The sequence below is a fragment of the Aquamicrobium sp. LC103 genome, assembly GCF_001014615.2.
In the GTDB taxonomy this organism is placed as follows: Bacteria; Pseudomonadota; Alphaproteobacteria; order Rhizobiales; family Rhizobiaceae; genus LBCQ02.
In genome coordinates this window covers 345,180-363,500 of the sequence record NZ_LBCQ02000002.1, presented here as the reverse complement: position 1 = coordinate 363,500, position 18,321 = coordinate 345,180, and the positions used below count along the sequence as shown (strand labels likewise).

Genomic DNA, 18,321 nt, shown 5'->3' with positions numbered 1-18,321 from the left:
GCGATGTCCCGGAGACGATTGCGATGGTGCCAGATGGTAAGAACAGTTTTGTCGAGCGTTCGTATCCTGTAAAGACCACGCACTCATATTTGATGTGCCAATCGGCTCCGCTTCACGCCATCATCAGGAAAGTCACGGAATGCGCAGAGACACAGGACAGATCTTCCGCCTCGAAGACTACCGGCCGACCGATTTCCTGATACCCGAGCTGAAGCTGGATTTCGTTCTCTCGCCGGACGCGACGAAGGTCACCGCCGAGCTGACGGTCGAAAGGCGCGAAGGCGTGGCGGAGGACGCTCCGCTGGTGCTGGACGGCGACGAGCTGCGCCTGACGGAGCTGCTGCTCGACGGCGAGGCCCTGCCGGTGGAGCGGTACGAGGTTTCGCCGGACAGGCTGACGATCGGCGCGCTTCCGAAAAACGGGAAATTCCGCCTGACGATCGTCACCGAGCTAAACCCCGCCGACAACGAGGCGCTGATGGGGCTCTACCGGTCGAGCGACGTCTACTGCACGCAATGCGAGGCGGAGGGCTTTCGCCGCATCACCTATTTCCTCGACCGTCCCGACATGCTGTCTGTCTACACGGTGCGCATCGAGGCCGGGCGCGGGCAAGCCCCGATCCTGCTTTCCAACGGCAACCTGGTGGAAAGCGGCGAGCTCGACGGCGGACGGCACTATGCCGTCTGGCACGACCCGTTCCCGAAACCCTCCTATCTCTTCGCCCTAGTCGCCGGCGACCTCGGCTCGATCAAGGACGGCTTCACCACCGCATCCGGCAAAAAGGTCGAGCTCGGCATCTATGTGGAGCACGGCAAGGAAGCGCGTGCGGCCTATGCGATGGATGCGCTGAAGCGCTCGATGAAATGGGACGAGGAGGTGTTCGGCCGCGAATACGATCTCGACGTGTTCAACATCGTCGCCGTCTCGGACTTCAACATGGGCGCGATGGAGAACAAGGGCCTCAACATCTTCAACGACAAATATGTGCTGGCCGACGAGGACACCGCGACCGACGTGGACTTCGCCAATATCGAGGCGATCATCGCGCACGAGTATTTCCACAATTGGACTGGAAACAGAATCACTTGCCGCGACTGGTTCCAGCTCTGCCTCAAGGAAGGGCTGACCGTTTACCGCGACCACGAGTTCTCGGCCGACCAGCGCTCGCGCGCGGTCAAGCGCATCGCCGAGGTGCGTACGCTGCGGGCGCAGCAGTTTCCCGAGGATCAGGGCCCCCTCGCCCATCCGGTGCGGCCGCGGCGCTATCGCGAGATCAACAATTTCTACACGGCGACGGTCTACGAGAAGGGCTCGGAGGTCGCGCGCATGATCCGCACGATCCTGGGCGGCGAGCTCTTCCGCCAGGGCATGAACCTCTATTTCGAGCGCCATGACGGCGAGGCGGCGACGATCGAGGATTTCCTGAAAGCGTTCGAGGACGCGTCGGGACGCGATCTGTCGCAATTCGCGCTGTGGTATCACCAGGCCGGAACGCCGAACCTGACGATCACCACCTCGCACGACAAGGCGGCGAAGGAATTCGTCATGGAGATCGAGCAGTCGGTGCCACCGACGCCGTCCGAAAGCCGCAAGCGGCTGATGCACATCCCCCTCTCCTTCGGGCTGGTCGGAAAGGACGGCAACGATATCGAGGTCGGGGCAGTGGACGGCGCGACCGTGGAGGACGGCGTGCTGCATGTACGCAAGCGCAAGCACACGGTGCGCTTCGAGGGCGTGGCCGAGCGGCCGGTGGTCTCGCTCAATCGCGGTTTCTCGGCGCCGATCACCCTCAGCTTTGCGCAGAAACCGCAGGACCTGTTGTTCCTCGCCCGACACGACGGCGACCTCTTCTCGCGCTGGCAGGCCCTGAACACGCTCTTCACCGAGGCGCTCATCAAGGCGTTTCGCGGCATACGCGGGCAGAAAACGTCCGAATTCGACCCCGCGCTGGTCGAACAGGCGGGGCTGACGGCGGCCGACGGCGAGCTTGAGCCCGCCTACCGGGCGCTCGCCCTCACCCTGCCGAGCGAGGCCGACATCGCCCGCGAGATCGGCTCGAACATCGATCCCGACGCGACCTTCGCCGCGCGGGAAGCGCTTTCCATCGCGATCGGAAAGGCGCATGGCGAGAAATTTTCCTCGCTTTATCGGGAACTTGACGGCTGCGCTTCATTCAATCCCGACGCCGCGAGCGCCGGACGACGCGCGCTGCGCAACGTGCTTCTCGATTACGTCTCGGTTGCCGGCGACGATCCGGAACCGGCGGCAAGGCAGTTCGCGGGCGCGACGAACATGACCGACCGTGCGGCAGCGCTGATGATCCTCGCGCACCGCTTCGCCGGCAGCACGGAGGCGAAACAGGCGCTCGCCGACTTCGAGGAAAGGTACAGCGACAATCCGCTCGTGCTCGACAAATGGTTCCAGATCCAGGCGACCGCGCCCGGCGCCGGCACGGTGGACGTGGTGCGCTCGCTGATGTCGCACAAGGCCTTTTCGCTCGCGAACCCGAACCGCGTCCGCTCGCTGATCGGCACCTTCGCCACCGCCAACCAGACCGGCTTCAACCGCGCCGACGGCGAGGGCTATCGCTTCTTCGCCGAGATCGTGCTCGCCGTCGAAAAGCGCAACCCGCAAGTGGCGGCGCGTCTGGCGACGGCGCTGCGCTCGTGGCGGTCGCTGGAGCCGGTCAGGCAGGCTGCGGCGCGGGAGGCGCTGCTTTCAATCGCCGCCCAGCCGGACCTGTCGAGCGACCTGCGCGACATCGTCGAGCGCACGCTGGCCTGATCGATCGGGCCGGCCGACGATTCGAATTTTAATCATTTTGTAAGTTCCCGCTGGACACGGCGAATCACCTCTGATTCCTTATGGATGATTCGGACGTGCGGCGTTGCCGGATCAATTCGAGGGATTTAGCACCGGGGAGCCATAAGATGGCATGGACGGACGCGTGGGGCGCGCCCGGAGGAAGTTTTTTTGCCCGGCAGACCGCCAGCAAGCGGACCGGGCTCGCCGGTCATGCACGCGTGATCGCCGAGCCGGCCTACAAGCGCCTGCTCGCCGCGGAACCCTGGCTGAAGCGCTCGATCCCCGTGCTCATCGTCATCTTCCTGATGGTCATCGCGGCGATGAAGTTCCTGTCGCTCCTGGCGTGGCGCGAGGATGTCGAGCGCTCGGCCCGCAGCATGCTGGGGCTCGCCGCGGGGCAGATGGTGACCGCCATGGCCGTCACGCCCGGCGAAGGCGCCGGCCCCGGCGTTCACGAGACGATCATCCGCGACACCGCGCAGCAGGGTTCGCTCGGCTCGGCCTACACGCTGCTTCTCGCCGACCGTTCCTTCAGGGTGGTCGCCGCCTCCTCCACCGCCGGCGACCTCGTCGGCAGGAATCTCGACCAGTTCATCGCCGGCGGCCAGCCGCTCTTCCTGTTCGGCGAGCGCGCAGGCGTCATGGAAGTGACGATCGACGGGAGACCCTGGTATGCGGCCATGGCCATCTCCAGCGACCGCGCCGACGTCGCGACAGCCCTCATCCCGATGGACGCGGTGCTCGCCGAGTGGCGCAGCTCGGTGACGCTGAACGTCACGCTGTTCGTTCTCACCGCGACCGTCCTTATCGTCATCCTCTATGCCTATTTCGCACAGGCGAGCCGCGCGCAGGCGGCCGACCGCATCTATCTGGAGGCCCACCAGCGGGTGGACCTGGCGCTGGTGCGCGGCCGCTGCGGTCTGTGGGACTGGGACATGGTGCGCGGCAAGATGTACTGGTCACGCTCGATGTACGAGATGCTGGGCTACGAGCCGAGCGAGGCGATGCTTTCCTTCGGCGTGATCGCCGACATCATCCATCCCGACGACGCCGACCTGTTCGAGCTCGCCAACCGCGTCGTCTCGCGCGAGGTCGACCAGATCGACCAGATCTTCCGCATGCGCAAGGCCGACGGGCAATGGGTCTGGATCAGGGCCAAGGCGCAGGTGAACGATCCCGACGCCTCCGAAATCCACCTGATCGGCATCGCCGTCGACATCACCGAACAGCGTCACCTCGCCCAGCGCTCCGAAGCGGCCGACATGCGGCTCAGGACCGCGATCGAGAACATCTCGGAATCCTTCGTGCTCTGGGACGCATCGCAGTCGCTGGTGATGTGCAATTCCAAATACCAGCACGACAACGGCCTTTCCGATCTGGACGTGGTGCCGGGCAGCCGGCGCGCGACCATCGAGGCGCGGATGAAGGCGCCGGCATTCGAGCGGCGGCTGGCCAATGCCAGCGGGCTTGCCGGCGGCGTCACCTACGAACGGCAGCTCGCGGACGGGCGCTGGCTCCAGGTCAACGAATTGCGGACCCGCGACGGCGGCATGGTCTCGGTCGGCTCCGACATCACCCAGCTCAAGCTCAACCAGGAAAAGCTGGTCGACAGCGAGCGCCGCCTGATGGCGACGATCCACGACCTGAGCCTGGCCCGCAAGGCCGAGGGCGAGCGCACCCGCGAGCTGGTCGAGCTGAACCGCAAATACATGAAGGAAACCGAGCGCGCCGAGGCGGCCAATCGCGCCAAGTCGGAATTCCTGGCCAACATGTCGCACGAGCTGCGCACGCCGCTCAATGCGATCATCGGCTTTTCGGAGCTGATGCAGCAATCGCTGTTCGGTCCGCTCGGTTCGGAGAAATACACCGAATATGTCGACGACATCCACGGCAGCGGCACCTATCTGCTCGGCGTCATCAACGACATTCTCGACATGTCGAAGATCGAGGCCGGCCAGTTCTCGATCGACCGCGAGAGCATCGACCTTTGTCCGCTGATCAACGAGACGGTGCGCGTGCTCTCGCTGCAGGCGCAGCAGAAGTCGATCTCGCTGGAAACGAAGATTTCCGACTCCATCGAGCTCTACGCCGACAGGCGCGCGATCAAGCAGATCACGCTCAACCTCCTGTCGAACGCGGTGAAGTTCACCGGCGTGGGCGGGCGCATATCACTGCGGGCCCGCAAGGTCTCGGGCGCGGTCATGCTGACGATCGAGGATACGGGCTGCGGCATCCCGAAGGCTGCGCTGAAGAAGCTCGGCAGGCCTTTCGAACAGGTGCAGAACCAGTTCTCGAAGAACCACACCGGCTCCGGTCTCGGCCTCGCCATCTCCCGTTCGCTGGCCGAACTGCATGGCGGCGCGTTGAAAATCCGTTCCACACACGGGGTCGGAACCATCGTTTCCGTGCGCATCCCGGTGAACAAGAGGTTCAAGAGCGCGGCCTGAGCGGATTTTTCCCTAGCCGCGCTTGCCGGCGAGCAGTCCGTCGAAGTGTCTCCCGACACGCCCGGCCGTTTCCTTCAGATGCGCTTCGAGCACTTTCATGTCCGGCAGGTCCGTGCTCCGCAGCAGAAGATCGGCCAGGCCGGGCGGGACGTCCTGCGGCTCGAACGGGCCGGTGAGGCAGACGCGCATGATCTGCGTGAGGTCGAGATAGAGCCGATAGGCGTCGAGAAGTTCCTGCCTGGCCTGCGGATCGCAGAAATCCGCTGACAGACGGCCAAGGACACGGCCGGTGGCCGTCGTCCGCTCGCCCTCGGCCTTGCCGGTCAGAACGGCGCACTGGGCGATGAATTCGAGGTCGATCTGCCCGCCTCGAACCAGCTTCAGATCCCATGCGTCGCGCGGCGGCTTTTCCTCGGCGATCAGCCGCCGCATCTCGACGGCGTCCTTGAAGATCTTCTGGCGGTCGCGCCGCAGCGAAAGAACCCCTTCGACCTCCTTTTCCACGGCGACGCAGAATTCCTCCGCGCCGGCCACCGGCCGCGCGCGCGTCAGCGCCATGTGCTCCCATGTCCAGGCGTTCTCGCGCTGATACTTGCGGAAGGCCTCGATATGGGTCGCGACCGGCCCCTTGTTTCCGGAGGGACGCAGCCGCAAATCGAGCTCATAGAGCACGCCCTCGGCAGTGGGCGCGGAGACGGCCGCGATCAGGCGCTGGGTCAGGCGTGCATAGTAATGCGAAGGGGCAAGCGGCTTCTCCCCATCGGATTCGTCCGCGCCCGGATCATGATCGTAGAGCAGGATCAGGTCGACGTCCGAACCCGCGGTCAGCTCGCGGCTGCCGAGCTTGCCCATGCCGAGCACGCAGACCGAGCCGCCCGTCACCTTGCCGTGGCGGCGGGCGAATTCGGCGATGACCGCATCGAGCACCCGGCCGATACAGAGGTCGGCGAGATCGGAAAACGCCTTGCCGGCCCGCTCGGCGTCGATCGCGCCCGTCAGCAGGCGCACGCCGATCAGGAACTTCTGCTCGGCGGCGAAGATGCGCAGCCGGTCGAGAATGTCTTCGTGCAGCTCGACACCCTGCAGGAACGCCTCGATGCGCGCCGAGAGATAGGCCCTTGTGGGCAGTTCGGAGAGCAGGCCGGGGTCGAGCAGCCCATCGAAGACATGCGGCCGCCTGGTGATGATTTCCGCCAGGCGCGGTGCCGCCCCCATGATGTTGGCGAGCAGCTTCAGCAGCGCCGGATTGGATTGGAGGAGCGAAAAGAGCTGGATGCCCGCCGGCAGGCCGGAGAGGAACCCGTCGAAGCGCATGATCGCCTCGTCGGCCCGACGCGTCTTGCCGAACGCCTCCAGCAGCGCCGGCGTCAGCTCGGTCAACCGCTCACGCGCCTCGGCCGAACGCGTCGCCCGGTAGCGCCCGAAATGCCAGATGCGGATCACCCGCGATATGTCGCTCGGCCGCTGGAATCCGAGTTCGGAAAGCGTGTGCAGCGTGTCGGGATCGTCGACATCGCCCGTGAAGACGAGATTGCCGACGCCGGCCGAAAGCTGCGGCGCGGTCTCGAACAGCGCGGCATAGTGCCTTTCCACCGTCTGCAGAGATTTCTGGAAAGTCTCGGAGAAGGCGGCCGCGCTCTCGAAGGCGAGCATGTGCGCGATGCGTTCGAGCCCCTCGTCGTCTTCCGGCAGGATATGGGTCTGCTCGTCGGCGACCATCTGGATCGCATGCTCGACATCGCGCAGGAACCAGTATTGCGCGATCAGCGCGTCGCTCACCTCCTCGGTGATCCAGCCGCGCCCGGCGAGCATGCGCAGCATCGGCACCGTCTGACGCCCGCGCAGCTCGTGGAAGCGGCCGCCGGCGATCAGTTGCTGCGTCTGGACGAAGAACTCGATCTCGCGGATTCCGCCGCGGCCGAGCTTGACGTTGTGGCCCCGGACCGCGATCTCGCCATGGCCCTTGTGGGCATGTATCTGGCGCTTGATCGAATGCACGTCGGCGATCGCCGCGAAATCCATGTATTTGCGCCAGACATAGGGCTTCAACTCGTCGAGCAGCGCCTCGCCGGCCTTCATGTCGCCGGCCACCGGCCGCGCCTTGATCATGGCGGCGCGCTCCCAGTTCTGGCCCCGGCTTTCGTAATAGTTGAGCGCGGCCTCGACCGGAATCGCGAGCGGCGTCGAACCGGGGTCGGGGCGCAGCCTGAGATCGGTGCGGAAGACGTAGCCGTGTTCCGTACGGTCCTGCAGGATACGCACGAGCCGCTTGGTCAGCCGCGAGAAGAGGTCCGTCGCCTCCATCGGGTCTAGGATGGCTGGCGCGTTCAAGTCGATGAAGACGATCAAGTCGATGTCGGAGGAGAAATTTAGCTCGTGCGCGCCGAGCTTGCCCATGCCGAGCACGATCCAGCCGGAGCCTTTCATGGGATCGTCCGGATCGGGAAGCTTCAGCTTGCCGCTCGCATGCGCGTCCTTCAGCAGGAAGGAGACCGCCGCGGCGATGCAGGCGTCCGCGAGATTGCTCAGCCTTCGGACCGTTCGCTCGGCATCCCCCTCGCCGGCAAGGCTTGCGAGCGCGATGAGAAAATGCGCCTCGCCCTTCATCTGCCGAAGCACGCGCATGAGCATGGCTTCGGTCATTTCCGGAACGTCGCCCTGGCTTCGGATTTCTCCGATCAGCCCTGTCAGGCGCTTGTCGAGCGGCACGTCGAACAATGCTTCGAGGACCGCCGGACGGCGGCGCGCGAAATCGCGCAGGAAAGGCGAGAGATCGAGCACGGCCGCGAGGAAGGAGGCGAGCGGCGACGAGCCGCCGGCCAGCTTCGCGAGCCGGGACGCGCCCTCCCCCGCAGCCGCCTCGGCGAGCTCGTTCAGCTCCTCGGCGGCGTTTTCGGCATCGAGCGGCTGCAAACTCCGCGCCGGCGCCTCGAACCAGGTCGTACCGTCTTCCTGCTTGCCGGGCCGCTTGCTCGTGCTCATCATCCCCCACTGACTGTCGGAAACACCATCAAGACAGATAATCCAGGCTTGCCGTCCGCCATTTCAAGCCTGCCCTTGTGAAATTTCATGATTGCCTTGGCCTGGCTGAGGCCGAGGCCCGAGCCCGGCTGGCTCCTGCTGCGCTCAAGCCGCACGAAACGCTCGGTGGCGCGCTGCATGTCCTCCTCGGGAATGCCGGGACCGTTGTCGGTCACCTTCAACACGGCTTCGTCGCCGATCTGCGAAAGCGAGACGACGACTTTCGGCATTTCGGAGCTGCCGGAAGAATATTTGATCGCGTTGTCGACCACGTTGGAAAGCGCCTGGCCGATAAGCTCGCGGTTGCCCTGGATCGACACCGGCGCACCGAGCTCTGCGGAAAGCAGGACCCCCACCTCCTCGGCCGCCGGCTCGTAGAGCTCGACCACATCCGACACGACGGCGGCCAGATCGACCGGTTCCATATGCTCGGAGGAATAGCCCGCTTCGAGCCTGGAGATCATCAGGATGGCGTTGAAGGTGCGGATGAGCTGCTCGGATTCCGCAATCGCCGTCTCCAGCGCCTGCCGGTAGGCATCGCTGTCCGGGTCGCCGGAAAGCGCGGCCTCGGCGCGGTTCCGCAGCCTCGTCAGCGGCGTCTTCAGATCATGGGCTATGTTGTCGGAGACCTGCTTGAGGCCTTCGTTCAGCGTGCCGATGCGGGCGAGCATGGCATTCAGGATTTCGGAGAGCCGGTCGAATTCGTCGCCCGCTCCGCTCACCGGCAGGCGACCGGTGAGGTCGCCGCCCATGATGCGCCTGCTGGCGTCGGAGACGCTGTCGATGCGCTTCAGGGCGCTGCGGCCGACGAAGAACCAGATCAGGAAGGCGCCAAGCCCCATCATGCCGAAGGCGAGCATGAGCGCGCGCTGCACGATGGCACGGAAACGTTCGGGCTCGCCTAGATCGCGTCCGACGAGCAGGATCATCTGGTTGGGCAGGCGCAGTACGAAGGCGGCCGCCGTGTGCGCCGGGCCGTCGTTCACCGCGGGTGCCGCGTCGCCGGGCAGGCGCATGCCTCTTTCCGCGTCGCCCTCGCCGAAGCGCTGATAGGCGAATGGCCGCGTCGTCCAGCCCTCGGTCTCCAGTACGCCCGGCTGCAGGCTCTGCACGTTGCCGGAGAGGATGCGCCCGTTGGAATCCGCCAGCAGATAGAGATTGGCGCCCGGCTGGCGCGATCGTTGCTCGACGAACCGCACCAGCAGGGGCAAGCCGCCGCGCTGATAGGCTCGGCCCAGATTCTGGACCTCGTCGGCGATCAGCTCCTGGGTCTGGCCCGTCAGCATGCGGACGGAAAGCGAAGTCATGTAGATGACCAGAACGGTCGCGCAAAGCGCGAACAGCACCAGGTAAAGCGTCGAAAGCCGCGCCGCTGTCGTCTTCATCACGGCCGGCATGTTCACCTTCAACCGGCCCGCAGCATGTAGCCGGCGCCGCGTACCGTGTGGAGAACCGGCGTATCGAAGCCTTTTTCGATTTTCGAGCGAAGTCGGGAGACGTGGACGTCGATCACATTGGTCTGCGGATCGAAATGGTAGTCCCACACGTTCTCGAGAAGCATCGTGCGGGTCACCACCTGTCCGGCATGGCGCATCAGATATTCGAGCAGGCGGAACTCGCGCGGCTGCAGCACGATCTCGCGGCCCGCGCGCCTGACGGAGTGCGACAGGCGATCGAGTTCGAGGTCGCCGGCGCGATAGACGGTCTCGATATCCTTGGATCCGGTGCGGCGGCTCAGCACCTCGACGCGGGCGAGCAGTTCGGAAAATGCATAGGGCTTGGTGAGATAGTCGTCGCTGCCGGCCCTGAGGCCGGTCACACGGTCGTCGACCTCGCCGAGGGCGGAAAGGATCAGCACCGGCGTGTCGATGCCCTTGGCCCGCAGGCCGGCAATGACCGACAGACCGTCGCGGCGGGGCAGCATACGGTCGACGACGAGCACGTCGTACTCCCCCGTGCTCGCAAGCGCGTATCCCGTTTCTCCGTCGCCCGCCAGATGCACGTTGTGGCCGGCTTCGTCGAAAGCCTTCTCCAGATACTCGGCTGCCTCGCGGTCGTCTTCGATCACAAGAATCTTCATTGCCTGCTTATACGCGATTTGCGGATCGGCTACCGAGGGAATCATGGTGTTTCTCCCACTAAATACAACGGCAGCGGGTGGTGGAACCCGCTGCCGCCGGAGCCGGAAGCCAATATTCGCCCACCAAGCCGGCTCCGAATTTCGAACCTCCGGCGGCGCTTTGCATGCCGCCGGATGCTAATTGTCGAAAAAGCCTCAGCCCTGCTGGATGGGCAGCGCCACAAAGCGGCTGGCATCGTCGCGGGTGACCTGCACCAGGACCGCCTTACGGCCGGCCTTGGATGCCTGCTCGATCGCCTTCGAAACATCCTCGCTGCCGTTGATGATCTGCGAGTTGACCGCGACGATCACGTCGCCGGGCTGGATGCCGCGCTCGGCGGCCGGGCTGTCCGGGTCGACATCGGTGACCACCAGACCCTTGCCGCTGTCGGCGGGAGCGATCGTGAGGCCGAAATCCTCCAGCGTGCTCGTCGGGGCGGCAGGCGCGGAGGAGTCCGCGCTCGCCTGCTGCTGGTCACGCGGCAGTTCGCCAAGCTTGACCTCGACGTTCTCCGCCTTGCCGTTGCGCCACAGCGAGACATCGACGGTCTTGCCGGGGGCGATCGAACCGATCGCGCGGGCAAGCTCGCGGGGCGAAGCCACCTCGCTGCCGTCCACCGCTGTGATCACGTCGCCGGCCTTGATGCCGGCCGCGTTGCTCGGTCCGTCGCCCTGTGCATCGGTGACGAGCGCGCCTTTCGCCTCGGACAGGCCGATCGATTCGGCGATGTCCTTGTTGACCGGCTGGATCTGGACGCCCAGCCAGCCGCGCAACACCTGGCCGTTGTCGATCAGGCTCTGCACCACGTCCTTGGCCGTCGAGGCCGGAATGGCGAAGGCGATGCCGACATTGCCGCCCGAGGGCGAGAAGATGGCGGTGTTGATGCCGACGACCTGGCCCTTCATGTTGAAGGCGGGGCCGCCGGAGTTGCCGCGATTGACGGCCGCGTCGATCTGGATGAAATCGTCGTAGGGGCCGGCACCGATGTCACGGCCACGCGCCGAAACGATGCCCGCCGTCACCGTACCGCCGAGACCGAACGGGTTGCCGACGGCCACGACCCAGTCGCCGACGCGCACGTCGCTGTTCTCGTCGAACGCGACATAAGTGAACTTGCGGCTGTTGTCGTCGACCTTGAGGACGGCAAGATCGGTGCGCGGATCGGTACCGATGAGCTTGGCATCGAGTTCGCTTCCGTCGTCCATCACGACGGTGAAATTCGAGCCGCCTTCGACGACGTGGTTGTTGGTCACCAGATAGCCGTCTTCGGAAATGAAGAAGCCGGAGCCTTGCGCGACCGGACGGGGTGCCCGCTCGCGTCCGCCCCTGTCACCACGAAATTCGCGATTGCCGCGGAATTCCCGGTCGCCGCGAAACTCGCGGAAGAAGCGCTTCAGCGGATGGTCGTCGGGGAGGTTGTCGAAGCCCGGATCGTCGAAGAACGAACCGGGGCCGCTGCCGCGATCGGAAGCCGGCTCAACCTTGGCCTGGACGCGAACGCTCACGACGGCCGGGGAAACCTTGTCGACGACGTCGGCAAAGCCCTGCGCCTGCACGCCTTCCACCCGCACCGCGTCGGCCCGGACGGGGCTCGTTCCGGTCGCGACCGCGCCGAGGCCGATCGCACCCGCCACCGCGATGGATACGCCGGCTGCAAGCAGGCGGTTGCGGGCCTTCGAATAGTTGCTGGTCGTATTCTGCATCTCTGTGATCCTTGTGAAATCGCACTGGACGCTGTTTCCGCATCCGTGCCCACAGAGATAGAGTTTGCGACCTTACGGCACCATTTCCGCCCGATGAAACTTTCGTAATGTTGACGAAAAGTCGCGCGTCAGCCGCGACCGTCGAGGATGTCGCGCAGTTTGCGGTCCTCCTCCGCGCTGAGGGCCGGCGTGGCCGCACGACGTCGACGGGCGTTCAGGAAGACGAACGCTCCTCCGATGATGATGAGGATTACCGGAGAGGCCCAAAGCAGGGCGTTGCGCGCATTGAACCGCGGACGCAGAAGCACGAACTCCCCATAGCGGGATACGACATAGGAGATGACCTCTTCGTTGCTGTCGCCGCCGGCGACCCTCTCACGCACGATCTTGCGCAGGTCGCGGGCGAGTTCCGCATCGGAATCGTCGATCGACTGGTTCTGGCAGACCATGCAGCGCAGGCCCGCCGTCAACTGCCGTGCACGTTGTTCGAGGGCAGGATCGTCCAGCATCTCGGAGGGGTCGACCGCATGGGCGAAGGCGATGCTTGCAAGCAGGATGCCCGCGGCAGCAGCGATCCGGGCAACCCAGCTCATGACGGCAGCGCCTTGGCCTCTCCGACCGCGGCCGAGCGCCGGGCGGCGGGCGCGCCGATCCGCAGCCTTCGATCGAGCAGCGAGACCGTGCCGCCGATCATCATCAGCACGCCACCCAGCCAGATCAGGAGAACGAGCGGCTTCCACCAGATGCGGACAACGATGCCGCCGTCCACTGTCGGATCCCCCAGCGAGATATAGAGCTGGCTCAGACCGCGCGTCCTGATGCCGGCCTCCGTGGTCGGCATCTGGCGCGCCGGATAAAGGCGCTTCGAGGAAAAGAGCTCGCCCAATTCGCGACCCGCCGAATTCAGGAAGGTGAAATGGCCGCGGTCCTCGGTGTAGTTCGGCCCCTGGAACGGGCTGATGCCGTCGAAGCGTATGGTGTAGTCCGCCACCTGAACCGTCTCGCCGGGCTTCATCGATGTGAATTTCTCCGTCTCCAGCGTGACGACCGACACGATGCCGAGCGTCGTCAAGCCGAGGCCGGCGTGGGCGAGCGCGGTGCCGAACACCGATCGCGGCAGGCCGAAAAGCCGGCTCAAGGCCACGCTCGGCGACACCTTGCCGAAGCCGGCCTTCAGCGCGAGATCAGTGAACGCACCGGCGACCAGCCAGACGGAAAGCCCGATGCCGAGTGCCGCGAACACCGAGACGCGATCGATGAACACGAATGCGCCGAGCGTGGCGAGCAGGGCAATACCGAACGCGAAGAACAGCCGCTGCGAGACCGCCGCGATGTCGCCGCGCTTCCAGGCGAGCAGCGGGCCGAACGGAACGACGGCGAGCAGCGGCACGACCAACGGGCCGAAGGTCATGTTGAAGAAGGGCGGGCCGACGGAAATCTTGTCGCCGGTGACCGCCTCGACGAGCAGCGGATAGAGCGTGCCGATCAGCACCGTCGCGGTGGCCGTCGTCAGGAAGAGGTTGTTGAGAACGAGCGCGCCCTCCCGCGATATCGGCTGGAAAAGTCCACCGGCCGTCAGCAGATGCGCCCGGATCGCGAACAGCGCCAGCGAACCGCCGATGAACACCATCAGGATGGCGAGGATGAAGACGCCGCGCGTGGGATCGGTGGCGAACGCATGGACCGAGGTGAGTACGCCGGAGCGAACAAGGAAGGTCCCCAGCAGCGACAGCGAAAAAGTCAGGATGGCGAGCAGGAGCGTCCATATCTTCAGCGCCGAGCGCTTTTCCATGACGATGGCCGAATGCAGGAGCGCCGTGCCCGAAAGCCAGGGCAGGAAGGACGCGTTCTCGACCGGATCCCAGAACCAGAATCCGCCCCATCCAAGCTCGTAATAAGCCCAGTACGAGCCCATAGCGATTCCGCCGGTGAGAAAAACCCAGGCGGCAAGCGTCCAGGGGCGCACCCAGCGCGCCCAGGCAGCGTCGATCTTGCCGTCGATCAGCGCAGCGACCGCGAAGGAGAAGGAAATCGAAAAGCCGACATAGCCGAGATAGAGCAGCGGCGGATGGATCGCGAGCCCGATGTCCTGCAGGAGGGGATTGAGGTCGCGGCCTTCGAACGGCGCCGGGTCGAGGCGCGCGAACGGGTTTGATGTCGCGAGTATGAAGAGAAAGAAGGCCGCGCCGATCATCCCCTGCACCGCGAGCACGTTGGCCCGCAAGGTCGCCGGCAGATTGCCGCTGAAGACCGTGACGAGCGCGCCGAAAGCGGCGAGGATCAGCACCCACAGGAGCATCGAGCCCTCGTGGTTGCCCCACGTGCCGGTCACCTTGTAGATCATCGGCTTCAGCGAATGGGAGTTCTCCCACACATTCACGACCGAGAAGTCGGACTGGATGTAGGAGACCGTAAGCACGGCGAAGGCGAAGGCGGTGAGAACGAAGCCGGCAATCGTCACCGGGCCCGCCACCGCCATCATGCGCTGGTTGCCCGAGCGCGCGCCGATCAGCGGCACGGTCGACTGGACCAGCGCCAGCGCAAAAGCGAGAACCAGCGCGAAATGGCCAAGCTCGACGATCATCGCACCTCACCCACGGTCATCAATCCTCTTCCTGCCACACGCCCTTGGCCTTGAGACCATCGGCGACTTCCCGCGGCATGTAATTCTCGTCATGCTTGGCGAGCACGCTGTCGGCGACGAACACGCCATCCGTGCCGAACGTGCCCTCGGTCACCACTCCCTGATCCTCGCGAAAGAGGTCGGGGAGGATGCCGTTATAGGCCACCTTCACCGAGTTTTCATGATCCGTCACCTGGAATGAGACGTTCGTGCCCTGCCCGCGCTCGATCGTGCCCTTCTCGACCAAACCGCCGAGCCTGATTCTTTGGCCAGGCGTAAGCTCGGCGGCGACGAGATCTCCCGGCATGTAGAAATAGGACGTGCGCTGGCCGAGCGCATAGAATGTAAGCGCGGCCGCCAGCCCCAGAAAGGCCAGCCCGCCGCCGATAACCGCCAGCCTCTTCTTCTTCCGCGTCATTCCTTCTCCGGCTCCCCGGGTTTGAGGCCGAGCGAAGCGCCGAACGCTTCGAGCTCCGCGCCCTTGTCGCTGTCGGACCCCATCGCGACGATGCCGCGGCCGAGCGCTTCGACGGCGTCAGCTTCCCGGCCCAACACCACATAGGATTGGATGAGGCGCTGCCAACCGGCCGGATCGTCGGGATTCGCGCGCAGCTTCTCGTCAAGCGACGAGACCATGCCCTCGATCATGGCCGCCCTGTCGGCATCGTCCATGCCCGCGGCGTCCTGGACCTGTTCGCGCGTGGGGCCGGTCGCGGTCTGTTCGCGCTCGACCTCAGCATTGACGCTCCGCATCGCCTGCTGCGCCACGTCGCGCCAGGGTGATTCCTCCGGCAATCCTTCCATCATCCTCTGCAGTTCGGCGACGGCCTGATCGGGTTTGCCATCCTGCATGAAGGCGGCGGCAAGCAGGTATCTTGCCTTGGGGAATTGCGGATCGAGCGCCAGCGCACGCTCGAAGGCTGCCTGTGCGTCCGAGGTGATCAGGCCGCCGGAGGACGCGGCCAGCGCCTCTCCCAGCCCTGTCTCCCGCGCGGCGGACACTCCGGAAAGACGGATGGCGTTACGATAGGCGGTTACCGCATCCTGATGGCGCCCCATGCGATAGTAGATCGGCGCAAGCACGTCCCAACCCCGGCCGTCGGACGGATTCTCCGCCAGATGCGCCTCAGCGCGCGCCACGAGCTCGTCGACGGTATTCTTCTCCGGATCCTGCTCTATGCGGGCCTGCAAAGGCATCGCCGGCAGATCGGGTGAGCCGATGGTTGCGTAGACACCCCAGCTCAGGAGCGGGATCGACAGCACCGCGGCGGTTCCCGCAAAACGCGTGAACCTGCCACCGGACGAAGACGCCTGGTCGGACTGCTGGTCGGCCAGGCGCAGGATGCGCCGGCCGATCTCCGCCCGCGCCTCGGCCGCTTCGGATTCCCCGATCGATCCGCGCGCGGCTTCCCGATCGAGTTCGGCAAGCTGGTCGCGATAGACCTCGATATCGTGATCGCGATCGGCGTCGCGTCCTGCCTGGGTTCGCGTCAGGGGCACGAGAACCGCGAGGCAAGCTCCAAGCGTCAGGACAGCGGCGGCGATCCAGAAAAACATACAGACCTCTTAGCCTCTTCGGGCAAGGCCTGCCAATAATCTGCGAGTGCGGCTTTTTGGCGGGCCGGCGGTCGCTCGCGGGATCGTGATGGTCAAACCGTCAAACGAGCGGCGTCCAGCTTCCGTCGACATTGCGGCATGCGGCGCCCCGCGCGCTCTGCGACACGCCACGCGTATAGACCGTATGGGTGTACTGGCGGCAATCCTGCGATCCGACCCTGTAGGGCGAGCCCGCGACGACCTCGCCATACTGCCGGCTACCCGTCTTTCCCCAGGTCACGCGCTGCCCGGATGGCGTGTATTCCAGCGCGCGATATTCCGCCTCCAGCGCCCGGCGGCGTTCGCTCCGGTCGAGGTCTTCGCCGATCGACTGTCCGATCAAACCGCCGGCCATCGCTTCGACGATGGAAGCAGCGACAGGTTGATCCTTGTCTCCCGGACTGCCGGCAAAAGCGCCGATGAGAGAACCCGAAGTGGAGCCGCTGCTGGATGCGCAGCCCGCCAGTCCAACGCTGAACACTACGACGACTGCTCGCCAATTCATTCTTTTCACCAAGAAAAAAGCACGAAGCTTCGGCGCGAATACATACACTATCTGGCTGAAATTTGGCGCAGTGAAATGCATTTGCCCGCTCACATGGTTACTCGTGCACCCTACGCAGCGTCACGACGGCCCTCAGGCCGCCCAATTCCGATCTGTCGAGCTGGAGTTTCCCGCCATATTCGCTGACCAGATCGGAAACGATGGCGAGTCCCAGGCCGGTGCCGGGCTTCGATTCGTCGAGGCGCCGGCCGCGCTTGAGCGCTTCTCGGGCCTTGTCCTCGGGGATGCCGGGCCCGTCATCCTCGATGGTCAGGTCGAACAGTCGCTGCTTCTCGTCCTGAGCCTGCAGCGCGACGATAGAAACGATGGCGCGGCTCCTGCCCCATTTCATCGCGTTTTCCAGGAGATTGCCGGCTATCTCCTCGAGATCCTCGCGTTCGCCCGCGAAGATCACTTCCTCCGTCGGTGCGTTCAAAAGAACGTGCATTTCGGGATTGAGCTTCTCGATCACCCGGATCATGCGCCGCATCGTGGCGACCACCGGCGTGCGAAAGACGATCGTATCGCGCTGGGCGGCCATGCGCGCGCGCTGGAGATAGTGCTCCACCTGCTGGCCCATTGCCGCCGCCTGCTCGGCAATAAGCGTCCCCTTTGCGCCGCCGATCGCCCTGCTCTCGTTCGTCAGCACCGCGAGCGGGGTTTTCAGCGAGTGCGCCAGATTGCCGACCTGTGTGCGCGATCGCTCCACGATTCGACGGTTGCCCTCGATCAGTGCGTTCGTCTCCTCCGCCAGCGGAGCGATCTCGGTCGGGAAATTGCCGTCGAGACGCTGCGCCACCCCTGCCCTGATCTCCGCAAGCGCGCGCCTCACCCTGCCGAGCGGCTCAAGACCGACGAGGATGGCCACCGCGTTGATCGCGATCATCCCGATGCCGAATATCCCGAGATAGAGATAGAGCTGCTGATCGAAGAGCGCGATGTCGTGCTCGAGTTCCGTTCGATTGCCCATCACGCGGAAGCGCGCGATGCGGTCGGGCGTATCGAGAGCGAATTCGCTCTCGAACACCTCCACGACCTCGCCGGCGAGGCCGTCGGCGATATAGCTTCGCTGGAACTCGCTGTTGAACGGCACCTCGCTGGTGGGTGGCGACGGTATCGGCTCGACCAGCGAAAGCGATTGAAGCCGACCCGTGACCGCGTCCGATTCCGGCTCGACAGTCCAGTACCAGCCGGACCGGGGAACGGTGAACCGCAGATCGCCCAGATTGGGCGAGCCCTGCAGCACGCCGCGTTCGCCGACGCCCACGGAACTGATGAGGTTGAACAGGTGCGCCGTCAGCAGGCTCTCGAAGCCCCGTTCGCTCGCCTGCCGGAAGAGTGTCGATATGATGGTCGCGATCACAACGAGCGCGACCACCGCCCAGATCGTCGAAAATGCGATGACGCGAAAGGCGAGCGAGTTCAGCCGTCGTCTCAGGAAGTCCATGCTTCCTCCGGGAG

Annotated in this window: 12 protein-coding genes; 2 read left to right on the top strand and 10 right to left on the bottom strand. The window is 65.0% G+C overall.

What is annotated here, in order from left to right; translation table 11 throughout:
• Positions 1-139 precede the first annotated feature (139 nt).
• Both pepN and XW59_RS05120 read left to right on the top strand, forming a co-directional pair.
• Positions 140-2,785: an aminopeptidase N gene (gene pepN / locus XW59_RS05125; protein ID WP_047143666.1), complete on the top strand. Its 2,646-nt coding sequence runs from the start codon at positions 140-142 to the stop codon at positions 2,783-2,785.
• Positions 2,786-2,931: 146 nt separating this feature from the next.
• Positions 2,932-5,253 carry an ATP-binding protein gene (locus XW59_RS05120; RefSeq protein WP_047143665.1) on the top strand — a complete coding sequence of 774 codons (2,322 nt, stop codon included), beginning with the start codon at positions 2,932-2,934 and terminating at the stop codon, positions 5,251-5,253.
• Between the two features lie 12 nt (positions 5,254-5,265).
• Here XW59_RS05120 and XW59_RS05115 read toward each other — a convergent pair whose 3' ends face one another.
• From XW59_RS05115 to XW59_RS05070, 10 genes are all read right to left on the bottom strand, one after another.
• Entirely contained in the window at positions 5,266-8,235 is a 2,970-nt protein-coding gene (locus tag XW59_RS05115) for a bifunctional [glutamine synthetase] adenylyltransferase/[glutamine synthetase]-adenylyl-L-tyrosine phosphorylase (protein ID WP_136067946.1), read from the bottom strand.
• On the bottom strand, positions 8,235-9,683 hold the full coding sequence (locus tag XW59_RS05110; protein ID WP_047143663.1) for a HAMP domain-containing sensor histidine kinase: 1,449 nt from the start codon (positions 9,681-9,683) through the stop codon (positions 8,235-8,237). The genes XW59_RS05115 and XW59_RS05110 overlap by 1 nt, the downstream gene beginning before the upstream one ends.
• Positions 9,680-10,354, bottom strand: a complete 675-nt coding sequence (locus tag XW59_RS05105) for a response regulator transcription factor (RefSeq protein ID WP_047143662.1) — start codon at positions 10,352-10,354, stop codon at positions 9,680-9,682. Before XW59_RS05105 ends, XW59_RS05110 begins: the two co-directional genes overlap by 4 nt.
• 195 nt (positions 10,355-10,549) lie before the next feature.
• Positions 10,550-12,097 carry a Do family serine endopeptidase gene (locus XW59_RS05100; protein ID WP_047143661.1) on the bottom strand — a complete coding sequence of 516 codons (1,548 nt, stop codon included), beginning with the start codon at positions 12,095-12,097 and terminating at the stop codon, positions 10,550-10,552.
• A 128-nt stretch (positions 12,098-12,225) separates the two neighbouring features.
• Positions 12,226-12,690, bottom strand: coding sequence for a cytochrome c-type biogenesis protein (locus tag XW59_RS05095; RefSeq protein WP_047143660.1), 465 nt, complete (start codon positions 12,688-12,690; stop codon positions 12,226-12,228).
• Complete coding sequence (locus XW59_RS05090) at positions 12,687-14,678, bottom strand: heme lyase CcmF/NrfE family subunit (protein ID WP_047143902.1); 1,992 nt, start codon at positions 14,676-14,678, stop codon at positions 12,687-12,689. The genes XW59_RS05095 and XW59_RS05090 overlap by 4 nt, the downstream gene beginning before the upstream one ends.
• A 22-nt stretch (positions 14,679-14,700) precedes the next feature.
• Entirely contained in the window at positions 14,701-15,138 is a 438-nt protein-coding gene (ccmE, locus tag XW59_RS05085) for a cytochrome c maturation protein CcmE (RefSeq protein WP_047143659.1), read from the bottom strand.
• The gene (gene ccmI, locus XW59_RS05080; protein WP_047143658.1) at positions 15,135-16,277 is read right to left on the bottom strand and encodes a c-type cytochrome biogenesis protein CcmI; all 1,143 of its coding nucleotides are present in this window, start codon (positions 16,275-16,277) and stop codon (positions 15,135-15,137) included. Before ccmI ends, ccmE begins: the two co-directional genes overlap by 4 nt.
• Before the next feature lie 100 nt (positions 16,278-16,377).
• Complete coding sequence (locus XW59_RS05075; RefSeq protein ID WP_047143901.1) at positions 16,378-16,821, bottom strand: hypothetical protein; 444 nt, start codon at positions 16,819-16,821, stop codon at positions 16,378-16,380.
• A gap of 97 nt (positions 16,822-16,918) precedes the next feature.
• The gene (locus XW59_RS05070) at positions 16,919-18,307 is read right to left on the bottom strand and encodes an ATP-binding protein (protein ID WP_047143657.1); all 1,389 of its coding nucleotides are present in this window, start codon (positions 18,305-18,307) and stop codon (positions 16,919-16,921) included.
• Positions 18,308-18,321 lie beyond the last annotated feature (14 nt).

What these genes read in the sequence shown, in the direction of transcription:
- pepN (WP_047143666.1), top strand. Translation starts at nt 140, where the DNA reads ATGCGCAGAGACACAGGACAGATCTTCCGCCTCGAAGACTACCGGCCG.
- XW59_RS05120 (WP_047143665.1), top strand. Translation starts at nt 2,932, where the DNA reads ATGGCATGGACGGACGCGTGGGGCGCGCCCGGAGGAAGTTTTTTTGCC.
- XW59_RS05115 (WP_136067946.1), bottom strand. Translation starts at nt 8,235, where the DNA reads ATGAGCACGAGCAAGCGGCCCGGCAAGCAGGAAGACGGTACGACCTGG.
- XW59_RS05105 (WP_047143662.1), bottom strand. Translation starts at nt 10,354, where the DNA reads ATGAAGATTCTTGTGATCGAAGACGACCGCGAGGCAGCCGAGTATCTG.
- XW59_RS05100 (WP_047143661.1), bottom strand. Translation starts at nt 12,097, where the DNA reads ATGCAGAATACGACCAGCAACTATTCGAAGGCCCGCAACCGCCTGCTT.
- XW59_RS05095 (WP_047143660.1), bottom strand. Translation starts at nt 12,690, where the DNA reads ATGAGCTGGGTTGCCCGGATCGCTGCTGCCGCGGGCATCCTGCTTGCA.
- ccmE (WP_047143659.1), bottom strand. Translation starts at nt 15,138, where the DNA reads ATGACGCGGAAGAAGAAGAGGCTGGCGGTTATCGGCGGCGGGCTGGCC.
- ccmI (WP_047143658.1), bottom strand. Translation starts at nt 16,277, where the DNA reads ATGTTTTTCTGGATCGCCGCCGCTGTCCTGACGCTTGGAGCTTGCCTC.
- XW59_RS05075 (WP_047143901.1), bottom strand. Translation starts at nt 16,821, where the DNA reads ATGAATTGGCGAGCAGTCGTCGTAGTGTTCAGCGTTGGACTGGCGGGC.
- XW59_RS05070 (WP_047143657.1), bottom strand. Translation starts at nt 18,307, where the DNA reads ATGGACTTCCTGAGACGACGGCTGAACTCGCTCGCCTTTCGCGTCATC.